We start from the raw sequence: 23,698 nt of genomic DNA on the forward strand, positions 1-23,698 counted from the left end.
TGAGCGTCGCGATTCCAGCCTGCTGAGCTTCCTGCGCGACGGGGTGCAGGGTTCCTCCACGAATGAGGGGCTTCCCCGCCGGGCCCCCACCCCGCCACCGGTCCAGGCCTGGAGCAGCCCCCTGCGCCGCCAGTGCCGCGGCACCGATGCGGCCCTCAAGCAGCGGTTGCAGCGGTTGAGTGCCGTGCTTCAGCAACGCACCTTCCATCTGGACACCGATCCCACCAACTACGGCGAGCGCTTCAACCAGGACGCCTTCGGCCAACCGGTCGATCCAACCCCTCGGCTGATCGTCCTGCATGAAACCGTTTATGGGTTGTCCTCGGCGATCAACACCTTCGTCACCCCCATCCCAGCGATGAGGATCAGGTGAGCTACCACACGCTGATCGGGCTCCAGGGCGAGGTAGTCCAGGTGCTCGACCCCTCCCGGCGGGCCTTCGGGGCGGGCAACTCGGCCTTCAACGGCCAGTGGGTGGTCACCAACCCGAAGCTCAATGGCTCGGTCAACAACTTCGCTCTGCACCTCAGCCTGGAAACGCCCTTGGATGGCGAAAACGATGACTCCGAGCACAGCGGCTACACCGCCGCCCAGCTGGATGCGACCGCCGTGGTGCTGGCCGACTGGATGAAGCGCTTTCCCATTCCCCCCAGTCGATCACCACCCACCGGGCGGTGGATCTCGGAGGGGAACGCCAGGATCCCCGCAGCTTCGATTGGAGCGCCCTTCAGATGCGCCTGGCGGCCCTGGGCCGACTCTGCTGAAAGCCGCTCAGATCAGGGTTGAGACCGGCGCCTTGCGGACGGAATAGATCAGGGCGTGCAGTTCAGGGTCCTGCATGTAACGCAGGATGCGGGTGGAGTAGTCGAGTTTGCCGTTGTGGAGGTAGGCCAACGTGGCGATGGCCTTGGCGTCCCGGGGGCGGGTGCTGGCATTGAGCGGGCGCTCGGTGGAGATGCCGAGCAGTTTCTTCTGGCGGGCCAGCTGCCCCACCAGCAACTGCACGTTGCGCCGGGGATCCAGGAGCTGATCGCGGGCGGCCTGAATCTCTGCCTGGCTGGCCTGAGGGCTCAGGAGCCCCTGCTTCACCATCTCGCTCAACCCCAGCTGGGCGGGCCCATGGGTGCTGAACAGGCCGGAATGGGCGGCCAGGGGCAGGTCTTCACCGGGCTTGGCGTGCTGCATCTCATCGAAGAGAATCGCCGCCACCAGCATCGGGTTGACGCCCCGGCGGCGGCTCTCGACCAGGATCGTGGGCCGCAGTTCCTCCAGTCGGGTCACCGTGATCGAGCGCAGGGGGTGAGCTCATCAAGCCCCTTGGTGAACAGTTGCGCCAGAGGTGTTTGGGGGCCATGCACCCCGAAGCGGCGCTGGAGCTCCTGCAGCTCTTGGGGGCTGAAGGCCGTGGGATCGGGCCGCTGGCCCTCGTTGATCAGGGCCTGGCTGCGGCTGTTGTCGGTGCCGACGCTGGCGCTGAGACCCGGTTCGCTCACGATCACGGAGCTGGACCAACGATTGACCCGGGGAGCCACATCCAGGCCGATGGCCAGGCCGATGGCCAGGCTGAGGCCCACCAAAAACCGTCGCCGCACCAGCGGAGCAGGGTCCATGGGGAGTCGCTGGGTCAAAGGCGTATGAATTGCAAGGAAACTCTAGACAACTTTTGAAAAAGCTTGCTACCTGCGTCCCCGTTCCCTGTGCCTTTTCCTCGAGCCACCAGGGTGCCGGGGTCATGGGTCCAGTTCCAGCGGCTCTTGCTTGAGCCGTTCACGGGCGGGGTCCGTGGATAGGTTCAGGGGTGCGCCGATCAGGACGTCGTTCCGTCGACATGACCTTGCCCCCGGATACCGCCTCCACGTCACCGCTGACGCCTTGGCACCGCTTCTGCTCCCTGCTCTGGCACCACGACGACCTGGGCCTCTGGCTCGATCCCAGCCGCATGGCCTTGGGGGAATCCGATCTTGGTGCCCTGGAGCCCGCCTTCGGCCGCGCCTTCGCAGCCCTGGCCGCCCTGGAGGCGGGTTCCATCGCCAACCCAGATGAAGGCCGCCAGGTGGGTCACTACTGGCTGCGCGCTCCCGCCCTGGCGCCCGACGCGGCCACGGCCGCCCAGATCACTGGCGAGATCGATCGCATCGAAGCCTTTGGCCAGGCCGTGCTTGAGGGCCGTCTCCAGGCCCCAGGCGGGGCCGCGTTCACCGACGTGCTCTGGATCGGCATCGGTGGCTCGGGCCTGGGGCCGCTGCTGATCCTCCGGGCGCTTCAACGCCAGGGGCGGGGGCTGCCGTTCCACTTCTTCGACAATGTCGATCCTGAGGGCTTCAGCCGCGTGCTCGCGGGCCTCGGGGAGAAGCTGCGCACCAGCCTGGTGATCGTGGTCAGCAAATCCGGCGGCACCCCCGAGCCCCGCATCGGCCAGGAACAGGCCCAGGCGCGGCTGGAGGCCCTCGGGGGCCAATGGGCCGCCCAGGCGGTGGCGGTGACCATGGCCGGCAGCGCCCTGGACCGCAAGGCGGTCGCCGAGGGCTGGCTGGAGCGCTTCGATCTGTTCGACTGGGTGGGTGGCCGCACCAGCATCACCAGCGTCGTGGGGCTGCTGCCAGCGGCCCTGATCGGCGCTGATCTGCGCGCCTTCCTGGAGGGTGCGGCCCGCATGGATGAGGCCACCCGGGTGCCCGACCTGCGCCGCAACCCCGCCGCCCTGCTGGCGGCCGCCTGGTACGCGGCCGGGGAGGGCCGGGGCCGCCGCGACATGGTGGTGCTGCCCTACCGCGACCGGCTGGAGGTGTTCAGTCGCTACCTGCAGCAGTTGGTGATGGAATCGCTGGGCAAGCGCCTCAACCGCCAGGGCGAGGTGGTGCACCAGGGGCTGGCGGTCTACGGCAACAAGGGCTCCACCGACCAGCACGCCTATGTGCAGCAGTTGCGTGATGGCCTCGACAACTTCTTTGTCACCTTCATCGAGGTGCTCGAAGATCCCGCCGACATCGCTCCGATCGGCGGCGAGCACCCGGGCGACTTCCTGGATGGCTTTTTCCAGGGGACCCGCGCCGCCCTGAGCGAAGGCGGTCGCCAGAGCCTCACCCTGACCCTGCGCCGCTTCGATGAACGCAGCCTGGGGGCCCTGATCGCCCTGTTCGAGCGGGCGGTCGGGCTCTACGGCGAACTGATCGATGTGAACGCCTACCACCAGCCCGGGGTGGAAGCCGGCAAGCAGGCCGCCGCCGAGGTGCTGGCGCTCCAGGCCCAGCTGGAAGAGCTGCTGGCCGATGGGGTGCCCCGCAACCTGGAGGCGATCGCGGCCAGCCTGGATCTGCACAGTCCGGAGCAGCCGTTCTGGATCCTGCGCCGTCTGAGCGCCGCCGGTCGGGGGTACGGCGCGACGGGTGATTGGTCCAATCCCACCACCTTGACCTTCCAACGGAACTGAGTCGCGATGATTCGATCCCGTGCCGCCGTGGCCTGGGCCCCGGGCCAGCCCCTGGAGATCACCGACATCGAGGTCGCCCCACCGGCGCCCGGTGAGGTGTTGCTGCGGGTGGTGGCCACGGGGGTCTGCCACACCGATGCCTTCACCCTCTCCGGCGCCGACCCCGAAGGAGTGTTTCCAGCGATCCTCGGCCACGAGGGCGGCGCCGTGGTGGAGGCGATCGGAGCCGAGGTGAGCTCGGTGGCGGTGGGCGACCACGTGATCCCCCTCTACACGCCGGAATGCCGGCGCTGCACGTTCTGCCTTTCGGGAAAAACCAATCTCTGTCAGGCGATCCGCACCACCCAGGGCCAAGGGCTGATGCCCGATGGCAGCAGCCGCTTCTCGAAGAACGGCCAGCCGATCTTCCATTACATGGGTACGTCCACCTTCTCCGAATACACGGTGGTGCCGGAGATTGCCGTGGCCAAGATCAATCCCCAGGCGCCCCTCGACCAGGTTTGTCTGCTCGGTTGTGGGGTCACCACCGGCATCGGCGCCGTGCGCAACACCGCCAAGGTGGAACCCGGCAGCACCGTGGCCGTGTTCGGCCTGGGGGGCATCGGGCTGGCGGTGGTGATCGGTGCGGTGATGGCCCAGGCCTCACGGATCATCGCCATCGACACCAACCCCGAGAAGTTCGCGATCGCCCGCCAGCTGGGGGCCACCGATTGCCTCAATCCCCGCGATTACGACGCTCCGATCCAGCAGGTGTTGATCGATCTCACCGATGGCGGTGTCGATTACTCGTTTGAGTGCATCGGCAGCGTCGAGGTGATGCGCGCCGCCTTGGAGAGCTGTCACAAGGGATGGGGCGAATCCACGATCATCGGCGTGGCCGGCGCCGGCCAGGAGATCTCCACGCGGCCGTTCCAGCTGGTGACGGGACGTGTCTGGCGCGGCTCGGCCTTCGGTGGGGTGCGTGGGCGCACGGAATTGCCGGGTTACGTGGAGATGGCCCAGCGGGGGAGATCCCCCTGGAGCTGTTCATCACCCACACCCTGGGGCTGGGGGCGATCAATGAGGCCTTCGAGCTGATGCACTCCGGCCAGAGCATCCGCACGGTGATCCGCTACGACCTCTGAACCAGGAGACGTCCCTGGACCCTCAGGGCACCAGGTTCACGAGTTTGCCGGGCACCACGATCACCCGACGGGGGGCTGGCCCTCCAGCCACTTGAGGGCCACGTCGCTGCCGAGGGCCAGCCGTTCCAGGGTGGCGGCATCGGCATCGGCCGGCACGGTGAGGCTGCCGCGCACCTTGCCCTTCACCTGAATCACCAGTTCAAGGCTGTCGCGCACCAGGGCGCTGCCATCGGCGCTGGGCCAGCGTTGCTGGTGCACGCTGCCGCCGCCCCCAGCTTCAACCACAGCTCCTCGGCCAGGTGGGGGGCGAAGGGGGCCAGCAGCACCACCAGGGCGTGGAGGGCTTCCTGGGCCACGGGTTCACCCACGCTTTCCAGGCCCCCCGCCATGGCATTGCTGAGCTTCATCAGCTCCGAGACGGCGGTGTTCAGCTGGTAGGCGCCATCAGCCAGGTCGTGGTCGATGGCGGCAATGGCGGTGTGGACCGCCCGGCGGAGCTCCTGTTCCTGGGGGTCAGATCGGCTGATCCGAGCAAGCCTGGACCCGACGGACGGGGTGCAGCCTCCAGGCTCAGGCCTCGTTCCACGGCCCCCTCCACCAACCGCCAGAGCCGTTGCAGAAAGCGGAACTGACCCTCCACGTCGGCGTCATCCCACTCCAGATCCTTCTCGGGAGGGGCTTTGAACAGAATGAACATGCGGGCCGTGTCGGCGCCGTAGCGGTCGATCACCACGGCTGGATCGACGCCGTTGTGCTTCGACTTCGACATCTTTTCGTAGAACACTTCCAGCACCTCGCCCGTGAGCGGGTCGCGGGGGTCGCTGGGGTCGGCCACCTCCGCCGGAGGGATGTACTTGCCGGTGTGGGGATTCTTGTAGGTGATCCCCTGCACCATGCCCTGGGTGAGCAGGCGCAGGAAGGGCTCGTCGAAGCCCAGCAGGCCCCGGTCCCGCAGCACCTTGGTGAAGAAGCGGGAATAGAGCAGGTGCAGGATGGCGTGCTCGATGCCGCCCACGTACTGATCCACGGGCAGCCAGCGGTCGGCGGCCTCACGCCCGAAGGGCAGGGACGTGTTGTGGGGGTCGCAGTAGCGCAGGTAGTACCAGGACGAGCAGATGAAGGTGTCCATGGTGTCGCTTTCGCGCCGGGCAGGGGCCCCACAGCTGGGGCAGGGCACCTCGGCCCAGTCCTTGAGCTGGGCCAGGGGTGAGGCGCCCTTGCCGCTGAAGGCGACGTTCCGCGGAAGCTCCACCGGCAGCTGCTCCTCGGGCACGGGCACCACACCGCAGTGGTCGCAGTGGATCACTGGGATCGGGCAGCCCCAGTAGCGCTGACGGGAGATCAGCCAGTCGCGCAGTCGGAACTGCACCCGGCCCTGGCCCCAGCCCTGCTGTTCCGCCAGGGCGATGATCCCGGCCTTGGCCTCCTTTGAGGGCACTCCATCGAAGGCACCGGAGTGGATCAGCACACCGGCTTCGGTCCAGGCACCGCCCTCGAAGGCGTGTTCATCCGCGCCGGCGGGCACGATCACCTGCCGCACCGGCAGCTCGTAGCGGCGGGAAAACACAAAATCCCGCTGGTCGTGGGCCGGCACTCCCATCACCGCCCCGGTGCCGTAGTCGGCGAGCACGTAGTCGGCGATCCAGAGGGGGATCGTCTCGCCGTTGAAGGGGTTGCGCACCGAGGTCCCCAGGGGGATCCCCTGTTTGGGCTTGTCCTCGGCGGTGCGCTCCTGTTCGCTCTGTCGGCTCACACGGTCTTGGAAGGCGGCCACGGCAGGCTCCTGTTCAGGGATGGTGAGTGCTGCCACCAGGGAATGCTCGGGCGCTAGCACCAGGTAGCTCACGCCAAACACCGTGTCGGGGCGGGTGGTGAACACCGTGATCGCCTCGCCGGTTTCGGCACCTTCCCCATCCAGTACGGGGAAACGCAGTTCGGCCCCCACGGAGCGGCCGATCCAGTTGGCCTGCATGGTGCGCACACGCTCCGGCCAGCCCTCCAGCAGTTTGAGGTCGTCGAGCAGGGCATCGGCGTAGTCGGTGATCTTCAAGAACCACTGGCGCAGCTTGCGTTTCTCCACCAGGGCACCGGAGCGCCAGGAGCGCCCCTCCCCGTCCACCTGCTCGTTGGCGAGCACGGTCTGATCGATCGGATCCCAGTTGACCGTGGCGTCCTTCTGGTAGGCCAGGCCCCCATCGAGGAACTGCAGGAACAGCCACTGGGTCCAGCGGTAGTACGTGCTGTGGCAGGTGGCCAGCTCCCGATCCCAGTCAATCGAGAGTCCCAGCCGCTGCAGCTGGCGGCGCATCTGGGCGATGTTGCTGTCGGTCCAATCCCCCGGGTCGATGCCCCGTTCGATCGCGGCGTTCTCCGCCGGCAGGCCGAAGGCATCCCAGCCCATCGGGTGGAGCACCTGGCGACCCCGCAGCCGCTGCACCCGGGCGATCACATCGGTGATCACGTAATTGCGCACATGGCCCATGTGCAGGTTCCCCGACGGGTAGGGAAACATCGAGAGGGCGTAGTACGGGCTCTCTCCCGGTTCCGGCGTGGCGTGCAGCCGCTGCTCCTGCCAGCGGGCCTGCCAGCGCTCCTCGATCGCCTGGGGCTGGTAGCGGGAAGGGTCGGTCACGGCCATCGCTCGGCCGAGGCCGCCAGGATTGGGCCACAGCTCACGCCCGTGATGGTGCCACAACCCGATGCGCCCCATGTTGGCCCTGGGATCAGCCCAAGGAACGGATCACGGTCACGGAGAGGCGCTGGATCAGCACCGGATCGCTGTCGTTGGGGAGGCGCAGGGCAAGAAATTCCACGTCCTGCCAATCCAGGAGGCCGTCGAGTTTGGTGCCGTCGTGGAGCTGCACCTGCACCGCCGTCTTGGCGCGAATCCAATTCTGCAGTTGCCTTACACCCGGTAGGGAGGTGTCCAGGAGGGCCAAGGCTGGTTCAATCGGCACCTTCCTAAGATGCCATCCCTTGGCAGAAAGGGCGAGTTCGGTGCTCCAGTTCAGCAAATACCAGGGATTGGGCAACGATTTTCTGCTGCTGGATGGCCGCACGGAAACCGATCCCGCCTTCTGCTTCGGCCTCACCCCTGAGTTGGTGCGGCAGCTCTGTGATCGCCGCTTCGGTGTTGGAGGCGATGGGATCATCCTGGCCTTGCCGCCCAGGGAGGGCGGCGAGCTGCGCATGCGCATCTTCAACGCCGATGGCACCGAGCCTGAGATGTGCGGCAACGGCATCCGCTGCCTGGCCCGGTTCCTGGCTGACAGCGACGGTGACGCCCCGGGGCGTACCTGGCAGGTGGAGACCCTGGCCGGTCGGATCGTGCCCGAGCTTCAGGGCGATGGCGGCGTGCGCGTCGACATGGGCGAGCCGTTCCTGGTGCCCTCGGAGGTGCCCACCCTGCTCTCGGTGGGAGCGGCCGGCCTGCCCCAGGGGGAATTTGAGCTGGAGGGTGAGCGGTTCGCGGCGGCGGCCGCCGGCATGGGCAATCCCCACGTGGTCGTGCCCGTGGCCGATGTGGCGGCCATCCCGCTGGAGCGTTTCGGTCCGCTGCTTGAGCACCATCCCAGTTTCCCGGCCCGCACCAACGTTCATTTCGTCCAGGTGCTGAGCCCCACCCACCTGCGCCTGCGGGTGTGGGAGCGGGGGCGGGTCCCACCCTGGCCTGTGGCACCGGAGCCTGCGCCGCTCTCGTGGTGATGCATCGGCTCGGGCTGTGTGAGGCCGCCGCCCGTCTTGATCTGCCCGGCGGTCCATTGCAGATCTCCTGGGATCCCTCCAGCAACCACCTGTTCATGACCGGTCCGGCGGAGCTGGTCTTCGATGGCGTACTGGCCACCGAAGAGCACGAGATGCGGCCCCTGTGGGAAGCCCCAGCGATCTCTGAACTCCCGGAGCCCCCGTCGGTTGACTCTGCTGCTCCTTCTCCCGTCTCAGCCGCGGATGCTCCCTGCCAAGATCCGGCCTCGGTCGTTGCTCCACCCGACATTCAATGTGCCGTGGTCTGCGTGCAGGGCTGCGTCCGCCCGGAGGCCTGCGCCAGTGCCGAGGCCCGCTCGCGGGTGGCCGCCCTGCTGAGTGAGCGTTCCCTCGATGATCTGGTCGCCTTGGCCAGCAGCTCCCTGGAGTCCCGCAGCCGCTCCCGTCAGGGGCCCGGCGGGGCACCCCTTGAAGGCCCTTGAGCGCCCCCTTGGTTGATCGGGCCAGTGTCTATCTGGATGCCTGCGCCACGGCGCCACCGGCGGACTCGGTGCTGGAGGCGATCGCCAAGGCCCACCAGGAGGCCTGGGCGAATCCATCGAGCCTGCATGGTTTCGGTCTGGCGGCTGCCGATCGCCTGGAGCGCAGTCGGCTGGCCATCGCCACTGGGCTCGGCTGCGACCCAGCTGAGCTCACCTTCTGCTCCGGTGGCACCGAAGCGGCCCAGGCCGCCCTGCTGGGGGCAACGGCCCATCTGAACCCTGGGCGGCTGGTGATCTCGGCCGTGGAGCACCCCGCCGTTGCCGCCGCCGCCCGGCGGCTGGAGCGCCAGGGATGGGAGCTGGCGTTCTTGCCGGTGGATCGTTTCGGCCGGGTTGACCTGAGCGCCCTGGAAACCCTTCTGGAGCCCCCCACCCGGCTGGTGTCGGTGATCTGGGGTCAGAGCGAGGTGGGCACCCTGCAGCCGATCGAGGCCATCGGTGAGCGCTGCCGCGCGGCGGGCGTGTTGTTCCATACCGATGCGGTGCAGGTGGTGGGTCACCGGCCGATCAATCTCAAGACACTGCCGGTGGATCTGTTCAGTTTCACGGCCCACAAGTTCCAGGGCCCCCGGGGCATCGGCGCGCTCGTCGCTTCCCCTGGCCTGCGCTTCGCACCGCTCGTCGATGGCGGCAGACAGGAGGCCGGACGGCGCGGCGGCACCGAAGCCGTGGCCCTGGCGGCGGGCTTTGCCGAGGCGATGGCCCTGGCGAACGCTCGCCTGGCCAGCCATGGAGGTGATCCGATCCAACCGCTGCGGGATCGCCTGCTGGCGGAGCTGCTGGCGATCCCTGGCCTCGAGCTCTCCGGCTGCCCTAGCGAGCGGCTGCCCCATCACATCAGTCTGTTGGTGTCATTTCCAGGAGGCGAGCCACTGCCAGGTCGTCGCCTGGTGGAGGAGCTCTGGCGTGAGGGTTATGCGGTCAGCAGCGGCACCGCCTGCAGCAGTGGTCTGGCGAGCGCCAGCCCCGTGCTGATGGCCATGGGTGTGGAACCGGCCCGGGCCGCCTCGGCCCTGCGCATCAGCCTCGGGCCCTGGCTGCGGGACGAGGATCTGTCGGGTTTCGCGCTGGCCCTGGGGCGGGCCCAGGCGGCCGTGGCCGCTGGGTAAGGTCCCCGTCAGGGCATCGCCTTGGCGCCCCCATTCCGTCGAGCCTCGTTTCATGGTGCTTCCCGCCGATCTGCGCGCCGCCGAGGCCCAGGCCCTGGCCGCCCTGGTCCAGGCTCTGGGCGCCCGCGCCGGCGGTCGCTGGACCGTGGAACTGCGCTTCGAGGGACTGCGGCTGCTGCCCGTGGCTCTGCGGCTGCTGAATGCACTCAATAGGGTGGAACCCAGGGCCACCCTCGTGTTCACCGATGCCGGCGCCGCTGCCCTGGCCCGCCGGGATGCTCCGGATCAGGCCGATCGGCTGACCAGCCTCAGTGACCGCCAACGCCTGCAGAGGCGGGCCGCCGAGACCGGTGACGCAGCGGCTGACGATGGGGTGCTGGTGCTGGCGGCCCCATCCCAGGCCGAGTACAGCGAGGTGGAGGAGATCTGTCAGGCGCACCGTGGCGCCGTGGTGTTGCTCAACGGCCGTCTGGAGGATGCCGCCATCGGCATCGGCAGTGTGGCCCGGGAGCGCCGCCGTGGCTTCCTGGCCACGTGGGAGTCGGCCTACGCCCTGATCCCCCGCGGCGCCTCCGCCCTGCGGCGCAGCTTCCCGGACTCCTGGGAGCTCTACCGCCAGGACCCCGACGGGTTCCGGCTGGCCAGCCGATTCGAGACCAAACCCGACCCGGAGGAGATCGATCAGGCCCTGGCCGCGGAGGGTCAAGGCCTCGATGTGGCCGCCGGCCTGGGGGCCCTCGATCGTTTCATCGAGGGCCTGCGCAACTGAGCGGGGGCCATCTGGCCCCCTGGTGTGGTCGGGGGAGTCTCCGTACACTTCAGCGTCTGCTCAAGCGCCATGGCTGCCCAGCAATCGAACCGCCGTTCCATCGGTTTGGTGGACATCGGCGCTGCGCTCGCCGTGGTACTCGCCGCGGTGGGGGTGATCTGGAGCCCCAAACTCAGCGGTGCGGTCGCCAAGGCCACCGGAGCGCTCAAGCCGATCACGGTGACCGTCGATGTGCGGGGCATCCCAGCCGCCGACCCCGCCGCCTTGATCGCCGCCGCCAAGCAGAAGGGCAGCCTCAACATCGTGATTCGCAACCAGCCCCACGGCAGCGTCACGGTCAAGGATGTCACCCCCTGCCCCGCCGCATTTCCACGATCACCCCGGCTGGTCGGGTGATCACGGTGGATGACCCCAACCAGAGGGTGTTCAGCACCCTTGATGCCCGTTTCCTGCTCCAGGGCCAGGGTCAGATCACCAAGGAGGGTGTGGAGTTCGGGGGCAGGGCATCAAGGTGGGAACCCCGATCGAACTGGATGACAACCAGTTCCGGGTCTCCGGCACGGTGACCAGCCTGAAGGTGGGGTCCTGAAGATGGTGACCTCCCCTCGGCCGGCCCTGCTCGCGACCCTCGCCACGGCGCTGATCACCCTTCCTGCCCCCCGATGCGGGCCCAGGACCAGGCCATTCCCCTGGCGTCACTGCCTCCCGCCCCACCGCCGGTGGGGCTTCCCCAGCTGCAGAGCCTGGCCAGTTGCCCGGGTCTCCAGCAGCGTCTTCTGGCCACCGTCGGCGGGGAGTCGTCGGTCTGGAGTGTGACCGTGGCCGATGGCGGCGGTCGCCTTCTGGCCGATCTCAACGGCCAGCGGCCGCGCATCCCCGCCTCCAATCAGAAACTGATCAGCACGGCCTATGCCCTCGATCGGCTGGGCCCCGATTTCCGCCTAAAGACCCAGCTCTGGCGCCTGGGCGATGGCACCCTGCGCCTCACGGGATCGGGCGACCCCGATCTCGGCCTCTCCCAGCTGCAGCGTTTTGCCAAACTTGCTCTCGGTTCTGGCGGTAGCTCCAGCCCGGCGCCTTCCCTGGTGCGGCTGCAGCTGGCTGAGGAGCCCACTCCCAACTGGTGGCCCCAGGGTTGGCAGATGGGTGATCGCGCCGAGGCCTACGGGGCGCCGATCACCCGCCTGGCCCTGACCAGCAATGCGATCGAGATGGCGATCCCGAATCCGGTCGGACGGCTGCAGCGCCTGCTGCAGCAGGAGATGGCCCGTCAGGGGGCAAGGCCGTGCAGATTTCACTCGTGCCCGCCCAGGCCAGCGCCACGGGCGACATGGTGCTGCTGCACGAGGAGCCCTCGGCGCCCATGCACGATCTGCTCAGCCTGGCCAACACCGAAAGCCACAATTTCACGGCCGAAGTCCTGCTTCGTTCCGCCAGCGGCACCTGGAACCTGGCCACGGCCCGGCAGCTGGAGATGCAGTGGCTGTACCAGCAGGGTCTGCCCATGGCCGGTGTCTCCGTGGCCGATGGCAGCGGCCTCGACCGCGCCAACCGTGTCACCAGCCGGTTGCTGGCGGCCCTGCTGGTGCGCATGGCCCAGCACCCCTATGGCGCCAACTACCAGGCCTCGATGGCGATTGCCGGGCGCCGGGGGACCCTGCGTCACCTGTTCATCGGCACCCCGATCGAGGGCCGATTCCGTGGCAAGACCGGCACGATTTCAGGGGTGCGCTCCATCTCCGGTGTGCTCGACACCGTTGATGGACCCCGCTACGTGAGCATGATCTCCAACGGTGCCTCGGCGCCGAACACCACCATCGGGCGGATCCTCACCCAGGTGCAGAACGTCAGCCTCTGCCAGCCGCCTGCCTGGAGACGCTCGGCGGCCCGGCGGGCCCGGCTGATCGGCACGGTGTTGCCCTTGGTGCCGCGCGGCTCGACCACGGGCTCGGAAACGGCGGCGGGATCGACGGACTGCAGCCGCACCAGTTCACGGCGGCCACCTGAAACCACCTTGCCGAGATCCTGGAGGCGTCCTTCCAGTTCCCCCAGCACCTGTTCGGCGTAGCGGTTGGCGCCCTCCTGCACCGCGGCGGCCTCCTGGCGGGAGCGGCTGATCAAGGCCTCGCACTGCTGCTGGCTCTGCTGACGGAATTGCAGGGCATCGGCGTGGAGGCGCTCCGCCTCCGCCTGGCTCTCACGCTGAACGCGCAGGCATTCCTGACGAACCTGGTCAAGTTCCTGCAGGCTCTGCTGGCGGGAGCGCTCGTGCTGTTCCACCAGCTGGCGCTTGATTTCGACGTAATCCTGGTCAAGTTGCTGACGCCGCTGCAGCGACTCCTGTTCCAGCTGCTGACGCCGGGCACTGAACAGCTGCTCCATCTGGGCGAGCCGGGCCTGGTGTTCCTGTTCGGCCTGGGCCACCTGCTGGCGGGTCTGGAGCAGCAACTGTTCGCATTGCTGGCGGGCCTGCTCCCGCAGCTCACCCACCTGGCGCTCGGCTTCCTGGCGCACGGAGGCCGCACTGATCAGCTGCTCCCGCTGCAGCCGTGCCTGGCTGAGGATCTCTTCGGCCTGCTGGCGGGCCTGACTGATGAACGTGTCCCGCTGGCGGATCAGCTCATTGGCCTGGGTGAGCTGCACCGGCAGCGCTTCCCGCAGGGCATCGATCACCTCGATCGCCTCCTGCTCGTTCACCAGTCGCCCTCCACTGAAGGGGATCCGGTTGCCATCAAGCACCACCTCTTCGAGCTGATCAAGCTGATCCAGCACGGTCAACCTGGTCTCGGTCATCTCAGGCGCTCGGGGTTGTTCGATTAAAGAGCCTGGCGAGATCATCCGCCACTCCCGCCGGCACCATGTGGCGCACGTTGCCACCGAAACGCGCCACCTCCTTGACCACCGAGCTGCTCAGGAAGCTGTGCTGGGCTGAGGTGGCCATGAACAGGGTTTCCACCTCCGGGGCGAGGCTGTGGTTGGTGTGGGCGATCTGAAGCTCGAACTCGAAGTCGCTCAGCGCCCGCAGGCCCCGCAAAATCACCATGGCGTCGCAGCGGCGGGCGAACTCCACGGTGAGGCCATCGAAGCTGCTCACCTCCACCCCCGCAGGTGGGCGGTGGCCAGGCGGATCTGCCCCAGCCGCTGGTCGAGGGGGAAGCTTGGGGTCTTGCCGGGGTTCTGGAGCACCGCCACCACCACGCCACCAAACAGACGCACGGAGCGCTCGATCAGATCGAGGTGCCCCAGGGTGAGCGGATCGAAACTTCCGGGATAGAGCACCTTCATGGCGCTGATCCTATGGAGCCCCGGCAGACAGGCCGCAGGGGTCTTCTGCCTAGAGTTGAGGGAGATCTGCTGCCGCAGCCATGGCCCTTGATGCCGCCGCCAAGAAAACCCTGCTGCGCAAGATTCCCCACGGGCTGTTCATCTGCGGCGTCGCCGAAGGGGAGCAGGTCAACGGCTTCACCGCCAGCTGGGTGACCCAGGGCTCCTTCGAGCCGCCGCTGGTGGTGGTGGCCGTGCGTTCCGACTCCACCAGCAACGGCATCATCCAGCGCACCGGCCGCTTTTCCTTGAATGTGCTGGCGGCCGATCAGAAGGACCTGGCGGCTGTGTTCTTCAAGCCCCAGCAGGGCATCGGCGGCCGCTTCGAGGCGGCCCCGTTCCAACTGGGGGAGCTGGGGATGCCAATCCTCGATGACGCCCTCGGCGCCGTGGAATGCGAGCTGGTGGGTCAGGTGGCCCACGGTGATCACACGGTGTTCGTGGGCGAGGTGAAAAGCGCCCTGTTGCACCGCGAGGGCGAGGCCCTGGAGCTGTCGGCCACGGGCTGGTCCTACGGCGGTTGAGTGTGGCCGGCACGCTGCGGCCGCTGCTCCAGCACCCCGAGCGGCTGGAGCTGAGGCTCAAGGAGTTGCCGGCTGAACCCGGTTGCTATCTGATGCGCGATGGCGACGACCGCATCCTTTACATCGGTAAATCGAAGAGCCTGCGCAGCCGCGTGCGCAGCTACTTCCGCGACTCCCACGATCTCAGCCCGCGCATCGCTCTGATGGTGCGGCAGGTGGTGGAGATCGAGTTCATCGTCACCGACAGCGAGGCGGAAGCGCTGGCCCTGGAGTCGAATCTGATCAAGGCCCATCAGCCCCACTTCAACGTGCTGCTGAAGGACGACAAAAAGTACCCCTACCTCTGCATCACCTGGAGCGAGCCCTACCCCCGCATCTTCATCACCCGCCAGCGGCGTTTCCGCAAGCCCCTGGACCGTTTCTATGGACCCTATGTGGATGTGGGTCTGCTGCGCCGCACCCTGGCCCTGGTCAAGCGTGTGTTTCCGATGCGCCAGCGACCCCAGCCCCTCTACCGGGAGCGCACCTGCCTCAACTACGACATCGGCCGTTGCCCGGGGGTCTGCCAGCAGAAGATCAGCCCCGACGACTATCAGCGTCTGCTGCGCAAGGTGGCGATGATCTTCCAGGGCCGCAACGATGAGTTGCTGGAGCTGCTCACGGCCCAGATGGAGCGCTACGCCGAGCGCCTTGACTTCGAGCAGGCGGCCATGGTGCGTGACCAGCTGCAGGGCCTTGAAAACCTCACGGCCGACCAGAAGATGAGCCTGGGAGATAGTTCCGTCTCACGGGATGTGATTGCCCTGGCCTCCGATGAGCGCGTGGCGGCTGTGCAGCTGTTTCAGATGCGCGCCGGCAAGTTGGTGGGCCGGCTGGGCTACACCGCCGACGCCAGCATCGCCACGGTTGGGGAGATCCTGCAGCGGGTGATCGAGGAGCACTACGGCCAGGTGGAGCCGGTGGAGATTCCGCCCGAGGTGCTGGTGCAGCATGCCCTCCCCCAGCACCAGCTGATCGCTGACTGGCTCGGGGAACGGCGCGGCCGCAAGGTGAGCCTGCAGCACCCCAAACGCCAGCAGAAGGCCGACCTGGTGGAGCTGGTGGAGCGCAACGCCGGCTTCGAGCTGGCCCGGGCCCAGCGCACGGCCGAGCAGCATCAGCTGGCCACGGAAGATCTGGCGCAGTTGCTGGAGTTGCCCGTGCCGCCCCGGCGCATCGAGGGCTACGACATCAGCCACATCCAGGGCAGCGATGCGGTTGCGTCACAGGTGGTGTTCATCGATGGGCTGCCGGCCCGCCAGCACTACCGCAAGTACAAGATCCAGAGCACCAGCATCACGGCCGGCCACAGCGACGACTTCATGGCCATGGCCGAGATCATGCGGCGCCGCTTCCGCCGCTGGGCCCAGGCCAAGGCCGAGGGAGCCAACCTGGCGGAACTGCGGCGATCCAGCCAGAGCGCCCTCCACACCGGCGGCCTCAATGACTGGCCCGATCTGGTGATGATCGACGGCGGCAAGGGTCAGCTCTCCGCCGTGATGGAGGCCCTGCGCGAGCTTGACCTCCACGAGGAGCTGGTGGTCTGCTCGCTGGCCAAACAGCGGGAAGAGGTGTTCCTGCCCGGGGCCAGCCAGCCCCTGGAGAGCGAAGCCGAACAGCTGGGGGTGCTGCTGCTGCGTCGTCTGCGCGATGAGGCCCACCGCTTCGCGGTCAGCTATCACCGTCAGCAGCGCGGTGAGCGCATGAAGCGCTCGCGGTTGAGCGAGATCCCGGGGCTCGGTCCACGGCGGGTCAAGGACCTGCTGGCCCACTTCCGCTCGATCGATGCGATTCAGCTCGCCAGCCTCGAGCAGATCGCCGCCGCACCTGGAGTGGGGCCGGCCCTGGCCCTTCAGATCCGGGGCTACTTCCACCCCGAAGAGGAGGCGGGGCAGGAGGCCGAGGCCAGCTAGTGCAGGGAGTCAGCCCATGGTCACGAATTCCTCGGCCACGCTCGGGTGCAGGCCCATGGTGCGATCGAAATCGGCCTTGGTGGCCCCCATTCCCAGGGCGATCGCCGCCATCTGGATGATCTCGGCGCTGTGCTCCCCGACCATGTGGGCCCCCAGCACGCGGTCGCTGGCGGCCTCCACCACTAACTTGAGCAGGCAGCGGGGGCCGCGCTTGGGCAGGGCCAGGGCCAGGCTGCGAAACCGCGCCCGGTGCACGCGTATCGCGCTCTCCCCGTGGAGCCGCTTGGCCTCCTCCTCGCTCAGGCCAACGCTGGCCAGTTCCGGCTGCGAGAACACGGCGCTGGCCACCAGGCGGTGGTCGGTGCGCCGGGGCTTGCCACCGAAGACGGAATCAGCGAAGGCGCGCCCCTCATCGATCGCCACCGGAGTGAGATTGATGCGGTCGGTCACATCCCCCACCGCATAGATGTGGGGCACGTTGGTGCGCTGGTCGGCGTCGACGGGGATGCGGGCCCCTTCCTGGTGAACGCCAGCGACCTGCAGCTGCAGGCTTTGGGTGTTGGGGTCGCGGCCGGTGGCCATCAACACGGCGGCGGCCGGATGGGAACCACCGGCGGAGTCGACCACGGTCAGGTCGCCCGGCTGGCCGTCGATCCTCATGGGCTCCAGTCCAAAGAGCAGCTCCACCCCCAGTTCCTCCATGCCCTCCCGCACGGCATCACTGAGCTCCCGATCGAAGCCCGCCAGCAGGTGGTCCCGGCGCACCAGCTGGGTCACCTGGACCCCGAGACCCACAAGGATGCAGGCGAATTCGCAGGCGATGAAGCCGGCGCCCACGATCAGCACCGAGGCTGGCAGGTCCTCCTGCAGAAACAGGTCGTCGCTGACCCAGGCCAGCTCCGCCCCCGGAATCAGCGGCCGCCGTGGCCGCCCGCCGACGGCGATCAGGATCCGCTCGGCCTCGATGCGCTGCTCTCCGCCAGCGCCCGCCACCAGCAGGTGATGGGGGTCTTCGAAGTGGGCAAAGCCGCGCATCAGTTCCACCCCGGCCTTCTCCAGAAAACCCACATGCAGGGCATCGAGGCGGTCCACCTCGGCGCGCACGCTGGCCAGCAGCTTGGCGGGGTGGCAGCGCACCTCCTCAATTCCCAGCCGAAGCTGGCGGCATTGGCCAGGGTCTCGCGGTAGGCCGATCCGTACACCAGCAGCTTCTTGGGGACGCAGCCACGGATCACGCAGGTGCCGCCAACGCGGTCGCCTTCGATCAGGGCCACCCGGGCCCCATGGGCCGCCGCCCGCTTGCTGGCGGCCAGCCCCCCGGAGCCCGCCCCGATCACGACCAGATCCCAGTGTTCGGCCATGGCGGCAGCCTCCGTCTCTGGGCCGAGCATGTCACGGCTCAACAAGGGGAGTGGCCCCCTTGACAGGACGCCTTCTCGGCTGGATCTTTGGCCTCCTTCCACCAGATGTCCAGGCCATGGCCTCCCCTGCCACCACGGGTAGTGCTGATCGTGCCAATGGCCGCGCCGGCGGGGAGTGGGGGCTGGTGCTGGATCTCCCCGCCGATCTGCTCGCCGCCATGGAGGGGTTCCTGCACAGGCGACCTGGCCTTGACACCAATCAGCTGCTTCAGACCGCCCTGGCCCAGTTCCTGGTGCAGCAGGGCGCAGCCCAGCCCGTGGTGCGGGAGCTTTACCTTGATGGCCTGTTCAACATGCCCTGACCATGCCGCTGGCCCTCCCCCGAGGCCTACCTGTGGTTCAAAACGCTCCACATCGTTGGCGTGGTGGTCTGGTTTGCGGGGCTGTTCTACCTGGTGCGACTGTTCATCTATCACGTCGAGGCCGAGGAGCTGCAGGACCCTGTGAGGGGTGCGTTCAAGGCCCAGTACGCCCTGATGGAGCGGCGGCTGGCCAACATCATCACCACCCCGGGCATGGTGGTGGCCGTGGCGATGGCGGTGGGGTTGCTGGTGGTGCAGCCGGCCTGGCTGCACCAGAGCTGGATGCACGCCAAGCTTGCGTTGGTGGTGGCCTTGCTGGCCTATCACGCCTTCTGTTATCGCCTTATGGGCCAGCTCAGGGCCGGGACCTGCCGCTGGGGGCAAGCAACTGCGCGCCCTCAACGAGCTGCCCACCTTGATGCTGGTGCTGGTGGTGATGCTGGTGGTGTTCAAGGGCCAGTTCCCCACGGGCGCGGCCACCTGGTTCCTGGTGGCGTTGGTGCTGGCGATGGCCGCCTCGATCCAGTTCTATGCCCGCTGGCGGCGCCTGAGGGCCGAGCGGGAAACCCTGGCCGCCGGTGGTTGAGCCCCGCCCCACGGTTGCGTTGAGTGGCCCCCGGCGCCCGGGCGCTCCCCATCCCCTGGCGGCAGTGCTCGAGCAGGTCACGGCCGAGAGTTGCCCGGCGCGGTTCAACTTCCACTGCCACACCACCTGCAGTGACGGCAGCCTGCGACCCGAAGCCCTGGCGCGCCAGGCGATCGACCGTGGGCTGGAGCATTTCGCCGTCACCGACCACCACAGCCTTGGGGCCCATGGCCCGATTCAGCGTCAGTTGGAGCAGCATCGGCAGTCCGGTCAGGCGGTGCCGGTGCTGTGGACGGGGGTGGAGATCAGCTGTCTGTTGGAGGGGTTGTCTCGTGCACGTGCTCGCCCTGGGTTTCGAGGCGGGCCACGGCGCGCTGGAGCCCTACCTCCAGGGGACGGCCGTGGTGGGCCAGGCCCTTAGGGCTGAGGCCGTGCGCGAAGCGATCACCGCCGCCGGCGGCCTGGCCCTTCTGGCCCACCCAGCCCGCTATCGGCTGCCCCACCAGCGCCTGATCGCCGCTGCCGCCGCCCTCGGATTCGATGGGGCGGAGGCCTGGTACGACTACGGCATGGAGGGCCGCTGGTCGCCCACGCCCGTGGTCTGCAACGCCATCGATCGTCAGTTGGCTGATCTCGGACTTTTGCGTAGTTGCGGTACCGATACCCATGGATCGGCCCTCGACGGCCGCTAGGGTTTGATCACGCTTTCCTGACCAATCGATGGGACTCTTCGACCGTTTGCTGGGCAACCGTTCCTGGAGCAAGAGCAGCGAAGAGAAGACCAAGAAGGAAACAACCTCCTACTACCTCGACCCTGACTCCTCCAGCAGCCTCGGCAACGTGGAGTTCATGCGCAAACCGAACACCATCCGCCGCACCTTTCCCGGCAATGCCGACAACCCCGGCGGCAAGGAATTCATCCAGGAGGTCGACTCCATGGCTGCTCGGGTGGAGATGGCCAGTGATGGTCTGCCCGGGACCGCCAGGGCCGATGTCAACATCGACCTCACCGGTGGCATTCCCAAGCCGGTCAAGAAAACCTTCGCCGAGCGACTGAGCGCTTCCGAGCTCGCCAAGCGAATGAAGGGATCGGCCGTCACCGGCACGAACCAGGTGGGCGCTCCCCCTCCCCGCCGGGCCACGAGGGAGGGTCAGGAGATCCAGCCCTCCAGCTCCGCGCCCACGTCCAAGCCCGGCTCCACCGATGACTGGCTGAACGCGGCCAGGGATCTCAACCTCTGATCCCCCTGAGGGTCTCGGCAACCCGACGGCTCAGCCTTCCACCATCCGTTCGCTGCTGAGCACCAGTTCCCGCAGGTGCGCCAGTTGCCCCAAGCTGGCGCCCTCCCATAGCCTCCGGTTGTGGGACTCCAGCAGGCGCTCGGCCATGTCCCGCAGAGCCCAGGGGTTGGAGTTGCGCAGAAACTCCAGCACGGTTTCGTCGCTCAACCACTGGTCGCAGATGGCGCCATAGCTCCAATCCGGCACCCGGCCGGTGCTGGCGTCGTAGGCAAAGAGATAATCGAGGCTGGCGGCCAGCTCGAAGCCCCCTTGTAGCCATGGCGGGTCATGCCCTCGATCCAGCGCGGGTTCAGCACCCGGGAGCGCAGCACCTTGTCCAGTTCCTTTTCCAGCCGGTGTACGCGCGGCCGCTGGGACCTGGAATGGTCGGCGAACCAAAGGGCGGGGCGCTGCCGCGCACCGCTTCAGTGGCGGCGCTCAGGCCCCCTGGAACTGGTAGTAGTCGTCGGAATCGAGCAGGTCGTGCTCACGGTTGTCCTGGTTGTGAAGTACCACCTGAACGCTGCGCAGCCGCTGCTCCAGCCCCGCCCGGTCCGCCACCGCTTCGGTGCCCGCTGAATCGGTCCCCCCGTAGCGCCAGCCGCTCCAGTTCAGATAGGCCTCGCCCAGATCGCTGCGGTTCTCCCACTGGCCGCTGTCGATCAGCCCCTGGAGCCCCGCTCCGTAGGCCCCGGGCGCTGAGCCATAGACCCGGGCGGCCTGGCCCTCCAAGCGGGCCGCCGCCGCCAGGGGGTTGTCCGACTCAGATTCATCCAGGGAGGCCACCAGCTCCGTGGCCCGGTTGAACCAGGTGACCAGCTGGGGGAAGGCATCACGGAACAGACCGGAGATGCGCAGGGTCACATCCACCCGGGGGCGCCCCAGCAGGGTGAGCGGAATCAGCTCCAGGTCCACCAGGCGGCGCGTGGGACCATCCCACACCGGCCGGACCCCCATCAAGGCCAGGGCCTGGGCGATGTCCTCGCCGCCGTTGCGCATGGTGGCCGTGCCCCAGACCGAAAGAGCGAGCTGACGCAGGTCGTCGCCCTCCTCCTGCAGATGCAGCTCGATCAGCAATTCGGCGCTGCGGCGTCCCAGGTCCCAGGCGGCCTCGGTGGGCAGCCCGCGCAGATCCACGCTGTAGAAGTTGCGGCCCGTGGGCAGCAGGTCGGGGCGGCCGCGGGTGGGCGCTCCTGAGGGTCCGGCGGCGATGCGCTCCCCGGCCAGGGCCTCCAGGAAGGCACTGCGTTCGGCCTCGCCGCAGGCGAGCAGGTTGGGCAGTAAGCCGTCGCGCACCCTCTCCAGCACGGCTGTGGTGGCCTCTCCGGCGCTGGGAAGAGGACCCTCGCGCCGATCAAGCAATTTCTCCATCAGTTCGAGCGCCTGCTGCTCCAACAGCGCCACCCCATCCCCCACCCGGCGCGGGCCGCCTCCCAGGCGCGTTTGGTCAGAGTCGCTGAGCAGCTTCTCTTCCTGATCGGCCCAGGGATCGAACTCCAGGCGCTGGTCCCGGGCCAGCGCCTGGGTGAGGCCTTCCCCCGGGGACGGGCGGCCTGGCCATGGCCAGCAGCAGCTCCGCCAGGGGCCGCCGCCGGCAGTTCCCCGAAGATGTGCAGGCCCGTGCGGATCTGAGCTTCCTTGAGTTCACAGAGGTAGCCGTCGGCGATCTCCAGATCCAGGGGCAGGTGGAGCGCCTGGAGGCAACGCTCCAGGCGCTCCCGCAGACCCACCAGCCGCGCGCTGCCCAGTTGGCGGGCCTCCCAGTGCTCATCCAGCAGGGCTTCGAGTTCCAGCAGCGGCCCGTGGAGCCCCGCCCGAGCCAGGGGAGGGGTGAGGTGGTCGAGGATCACCGCCTGGGCGCGACGCTTGGCCTGGGAGCCTTCCCCCGGATCGTTGACGATGAACGGATAGACGTGGGGCATCGGCCCCAGGGCCCACTCGGGGAAGCAGGAGGCTGAGAGGCCCAGGCCTTTGCCCGGCAGCCACTCCAGGTTGCCGTGCTTGCCCACGTGCACCACCACCTGGCAGCGGGCCTGCTGGCGCAGCCAGAGGTATTGGGCCAGGTAGGCGTGGGGGGCGGCAGGTCGGGGGCGTGGTAGCTGAGGCTGGGGTCACGGTCGTAGCCGCGTTCCGGCTGCACCAGCACCACCACTTCGCCGAAACGCAGCCCCCGGATCGGAAAGCCGCCCGGCTCCAGTGACGGGTCCGCCTCCGGCGGCCCCCAGCGCGCCTCCAGCAGCTGCCGTCCCTGCTCCGGCAGCGTGTTGTACCAGCGCCGGTAGAGCTCCAGATCGAGATGGCTCAGGGGCGGCCGGTGGCCGCTCTCCGGATCGTTGGTGCGCCCCTCCAGCAACCGGTGGATCAGGGCATCACCATCGGCCGGCAGGGGAGCCGTGCCCAGGTCGTGGCCACTGGCGCGCAGCCAGCCCAGCATGCGGGCGCAACTGGTCGGGGTGTCGAGGCCCACGCCGTTGGCGAGGCGGCCGTTGCGGGTGGGGTAATTGGCCAGAACGAGCGCCAGGCGCCGTTCATGGGTGGGGGTCTGCCGCAGATCGGTCCAGCCCTTCACCAGTCGGCTCACCCAGTCGAGCCGTTCGAGGTCGGGGACGTAGTGCATCGCGGCGCTGGCCAGACGTCCATCGGCTCGTGCCAGCTCCTTGAAGGCCCCCACCCGGGTGGTGAGGCGGCCATCGAGCTCTGGTAGGGCCACCTGGAGGCTGAGGTCGAGGGGACCCAGGCCAATGCTGCTGGCCTGCCAGCGGGCCCGGCTCTGGGTGCTGCAGAGCAGCTGCAGCACCGGCACCGCCAGGGCCTCCCACAGCGGTGCCCCCAGTCCGGCCTCTTCGAACTGAACCGAGGCAAACGAGGTGGTGCAGACCACCGCCTGCACCTGCTCACGCCCCAGCAGATCGGCCACCCCCCGCTGCACCGCCAGCTCCCGCAGGCCACTCACCCACAGAGCCCTCGGACAGAGCCCCTGGCCCCGTAGAGCAGTGAGCAGGGCCTCCGCCAGGGCCAGGTCGTCCGCCTGCAGCAGGGCGCGGTAGAGCACCACCCCTACCCGCGCACCGGTGTCGTCGCGCCAGTCATGGGCGAGGGGGTCCGGCAGGGGAACGGGTTCGGGGGGCTGGGCCGCACACCTGAGAGCAGGCTGCGCAGGCTGAGCAGCATCGATCGCCAGTTGGCGCTTCCCCTTCCCGCAGGCACTGGCCCAGGGCGATCGTCAGGGCTGGATCGACGTTGCCCAGGGCGGCCAGCTCCTCGGCCTGGTCGGCGGTGCCGGCCACCACGATCAGCTGGTGATTCGGCTCGGCCGACCACAGCTGCAGCTGCTCAAGGCCGTAGCTCCAGTGCCCTCGCCCCCCAGCAGCCGCACCAGCACCAGCCGCGCCGGACGCAGGGTTCGGGCGATGTAGTGGTCGATCACCGCCGGGTGTTCCAGGGCCGCCAGGTTGAGACCGCGCAGCTCATCCCCCAGCAGATCCGGCTCCTGCTCCAGCAGCGCGGCGAGGGTCGCCAGATCGGTGTCGGCGCTGCTGAGCACCACCACCGGGGCCGGCGGCTGCTCCACGTAGGCGGGGCCGCCGGAGCTGTCGTCAAGGCCTGGGACCGCCGCGAGCCGATGCATC

The 23,698-nt window shown here is 68.3% G+C and carries 13 protein-coding genes and 11 pseudogenes; 17 read left to right on the top strand and 7 right to left on the bottom strand.

Annotated elements, in window-relative coordinates:
- Positions 1 to 43 precede the first annotated feature (43 nt).
- Both AAF143_RS11810 and AAF143_RS11815 read left to right on the top strand, forming a co-directional pair.
- Positions 44 to 373: a hypothetical protein gene (locus AAF143_RS11810; protein ID WP_414027081.1), complete on the top strand. Its 330-nt coding sequence runs from the start codon at positions 44 to 46 to the stop codon at positions 371 to 373.
- Complete coding sequence (locus tag AAF143_RS11815) at positions 370 to 786, top strand: N-acetylmuramoyl-L-alanine amidase (RefSeq protein ID WP_414027082.1); 417 nt, start codon at positions 370 to 372, stop codon at positions 784 to 786. Before AAF143_RS11810 ends, AAF143_RS11815 begins: the two co-directional genes overlap by 4 nt.
- On the opposite strand, the pseudogene AAF143_RS11820 reads toward AAF143_RS11815, so the two are convergent.
- Positions 772 to 1,610 (bottom strand): annotated as a pseudogene (locus tag AAF143_RS11820) (helicase DnaB). The gene AAF143_RS11815 and the pseudogene AAF143_RS11820 sit on opposite strands and share 15 nt — an antisense overlap.
- Before the next feature lie 218 nt (positions 1,611 to 1,828).
- Here AAF143_RS11820 and AAF143_RS11825 point away from each other — a divergent pair.
- The gene (locus AAF143_RS11825; protein ID WP_255007737.1) at positions 1,829 to 3,430 is read left to right on the top strand and encodes a glucose-6-phosphate isomerase; all 1,602 of its coding nucleotides are present in this window, start codon (positions 1,829 to 1,831) and stop codon (positions 3,428 to 3,430) included.
- Positions 3,431 to 3,436: 6 nt separating this feature from the next.
- Positions 3,437 to 4,554 (top strand): annotated as a pseudogene (locus AAF143_RS11830) (S-(hydroxymethyl)glutathione dehydrogenase/class III alcohol dehydrogenase).
- A gap of 22 nt (positions 4,555 to 4,576) precedes the next feature.
- On the opposite strand, the pseudogene leuS reads toward AAF143_RS11830, so the two are convergent.
- Positions 4,577 to 7,192, bottom strand: a pseudogene (leuS, locus tag AAF143_RS11835) (leucine--tRNA ligase).
- A gap of 85 nt (positions 7,193 to 7,277) precedes the next feature.
- Complete coding sequence (locus AAF143_RS11840; protein ID WP_255007444.1) at positions 7,278 to 7,493, bottom strand: Hfq-related RNA-binding protein; 216 nt, start codon at positions 7,491 to 7,493, stop codon at positions 7,278 to 7,280.
- Between the two features lie 58 nt (positions 7,494 to 7,551).
- Between AAF143_RS11840 and dapF the strand changes: the two are divergent.
- The 7 genes and pseudogenes from dapF to AAF143_RS11875 all read left to right on the top strand — a co-directional run.
- A pseudogene (dapF, locus tag AAF143_RS11845) lies at positions 7,552 to 8,741 on the top strand (diaminopimelate epimerase).
- A complete protein-coding gene (locus tag AAF143_RS11850) occupies positions 8,738 to 9,910 on the top strand; it encodes a cysteine desulfurase family protein (RefSeq protein WP_255007448.1) in 1,173 nt (390 codons plus the stop codon). Before dapF ends, AAF143_RS11850 begins: the two are co-directional and overlap by 4 nt.
- 52 nt (positions 9,911 to 9,962) lie before the next feature.
- Entirely contained in the window at positions 9,963 to 10,679 is a 717-nt protein-coding gene (locus AAF143_RS11855) for a DUF1995 family protein (protein ID WP_255007450.1), read from the top strand.
- Between the two features lie 69 nt (positions 10,680 to 10,748).
- Positions 10,749 to 11,075 carry a DUF4330 family protein gene (locus AAF143_RS11860; protein ID WP_414027083.1) on the top strand — a complete coding sequence of 109 codons (327 nt, stop codon included), beginning with the start codon at positions 10,749 to 10,751 and terminating at the stop codon, positions 11,073 to 11,075.
- Entirely contained in the window at positions 11,072 to 11,245 is a 174-nt protein-coding gene (locus AAF143_RS11865; RefSeq protein ID WP_414027084.1) for a hypothetical protein, read from the top strand. Before AAF143_RS11860 ends, AAF143_RS11865 begins: the two co-directional genes overlap by 4 nt.
- A 96-nt stretch (positions 11,246 to 11,341) precedes the next feature.
- Positions 11,342 to 11,839: pseudogene (locus AAF143_RS11870) on the top strand (D-alanyl-D-alanine carboxypeptidase); the annotation flags it as partial.
- Between the two features lie 170 nt (positions 11,840 to 12,009).
- Positions 12,010 to 12,426 (top strand): annotated as a pseudogene (locus AAF143_RS11875) (D-alanyl-D-alanine carboxypeptidase); the annotation flags it as partial.
- Between the two features lie 23 nt (positions 12,427 to 12,449).
- Here AAF143_RS11875 and AAF143_RS11880 read toward each other — a convergent pair.
- Positions 12,450 to 13,472, bottom strand: coding sequence for a hypothetical protein (locus AAF143_RS11880; protein WP_414027085.1), 1,023 nt, complete (start codon positions 13,470 to 13,472; stop codon positions 12,450 to 12,452).
- Between the two features lies 1 nt (position 13,473).
- Positions 13,474 to 13,964, bottom strand: a pseudogene (gene coaD, locus AAF143_RS11885) (pantetheine-phosphate adenylyltransferase).
- A gap of 80 nt (positions 13,965 to 14,044) precedes the next feature.
- Between coaD and AAF143_RS11890 the strand changes: the two are divergent.
- Both AAF143_RS11890 and uvrC read left to right on the top strand, forming a co-directional pair.
- Entirely contained in the window at positions 14,045 to 14,527 is a 483-nt protein-coding gene (locus AAF143_RS11890; protein ID WP_255007457.1) for a flavin reductase family protein, read from the top strand.
- The gene (gene uvrC / locus AAF143_RS11895; RefSeq protein ID WP_409995618.1) at positions 14,524 to 16,479 is read left to right on the top strand and encodes an excinuclease ABC subunit UvrC; all 1,956 of its coding nucleotides are present in this window, start codon (positions 14,524 to 14,526) and stop codon (positions 16,477 to 16,479) included. Before AAF143_RS11890 ends, uvrC begins: the two co-directional genes overlap by 4 nt.
- A gap of 9 nt (positions 16,480 to 16,488) precedes the next feature.
- Here uvrC and gorA read toward each other — a convergent pair.
- Positions 16,489 to 17,840: pseudogene (gene gorA, locus AAF143_RS11900) on the bottom strand (glutathione-disulfide reductase).
- A 116-nt stretch (positions 17,841 to 17,956) separates the two neighbouring features.
- Here gorA and AAF143_RS11905 point away from each other — a divergent pair.
- The 4 genes and pseudogenes from AAF143_RS11905 to AAF143_RS11920 all read left to right on the top strand — a co-directional run bounded on the left by AAF143_RS11905 (position 17,957) and on the right by AAF143_RS11920 (position 20,030).
- Positions 17,957 to 18,202 carry a DUF2811 domain-containing protein gene (locus AAF143_RS11905; RefSeq protein WP_255007461.1) on the top strand — a complete coding sequence of 82 codons (246 nt, stop codon included), beginning with the start codon at positions 17,957 to 17,959 and terminating at the stop codon, positions 18,200 to 18,202.
- 30 nt (positions 18,203 to 18,232) lie between these two features.
- Positions 18,233 to 18,788: pseudogene (gene hemJ / locus AAF143_RS11910) on the top strand (protoporphyrinogen oxidase HemJ).
- A 19-nt stretch (positions 18,789 to 18,807) separates the two neighbouring features.
- A pseudogene (locus tag AAF143_RS11915) lies at positions 18,808 to 19,480 on the top strand (PHP domain-containing protein).
- A gap of 28 nt (positions 19,481 to 19,508) precedes the next feature.
- The gene (locus tag AAF143_RS11920) at positions 19,509 to 20,030 is read left to right on the top strand and encodes a hypothetical protein (protein WP_255007466.1); all 522 of its coding nucleotides are present in this window, start codon (positions 19,509 to 19,511) and stop codon (positions 20,028 to 20,030) included.
- Between the two features lie 30 nt (positions 20,031 to 20,060).
- Here AAF143_RS11920 and cobN read toward each other — a convergent pair.
- A pseudogene (gene cobN, locus AAF143_RS11925) lies at positions 20,061 to 23,697 on the bottom strand (cobaltochelatase subunit CobN).
- Position 23,698: the final 1 nt, after the last annotated feature.

Source organism: Cyanobium sp. ATX-6F1 (assembly GCF_047395825.1).
Lineage (GTDB): Bacteria > Cyanobacteriota > Cyanobacteriia > PCC-6307 > Cyanobiaceae > ATX-6F1.

Excerpts from the sequence above, each read along its gene's own strand:
- AAF143_RS11905 (WP_255007461.1), top strand. The coding sequence starts at position 17,957 with ATGGCCTCCCCTGCCACCACGGGTAGTGCTGATCGTGCCAATGGCCGC.
- AAF143_RS11855 (WP_255007450.1), top strand. The coding sequence starts at position 9,963 with ATGGTGCTTCCCGCCGATCTGCGCGCCGCCGAGGCCCAGGCCCTGGCC.
- AAF143_RS11890 (WP_255007457.1), top strand. The coding sequence starts at position 14,045 with ATGGCCCTTGATGCCGCCGCCAAGAAAACCCTGCTGCGCAAGATTCCC.
- AAF143_RS11880 (WP_414027085.1), bottom strand. The coding sequence starts at position 13,472 with ATGACCGAGACCAGGTTGACCGTGCTGGATCAGCTTGATCAGCTCGAA.
- AAF143_RS11920 (WP_255007466.1), top strand. The coding sequence starts at position 19,509 with ATGGGACTCTTCGACCGTTTGCTGGGCAACCGTTCCTGGAGCAAGAGC.
- AAF143_RS11860 (WP_414027083.1), top strand. The coding sequence starts at position 10,749 with ATGGCTGCCCAGCAATCGAACCGCCGTTCCATCGGTTTGGTGGACATC.
- AAF143_RS11825 (WP_255007737.1), top strand. The coding sequence starts at position 1,829 with ATGACCTTGCCCCCGGATACCGCCTCCACGTCACCGCTGACGCCTTGG.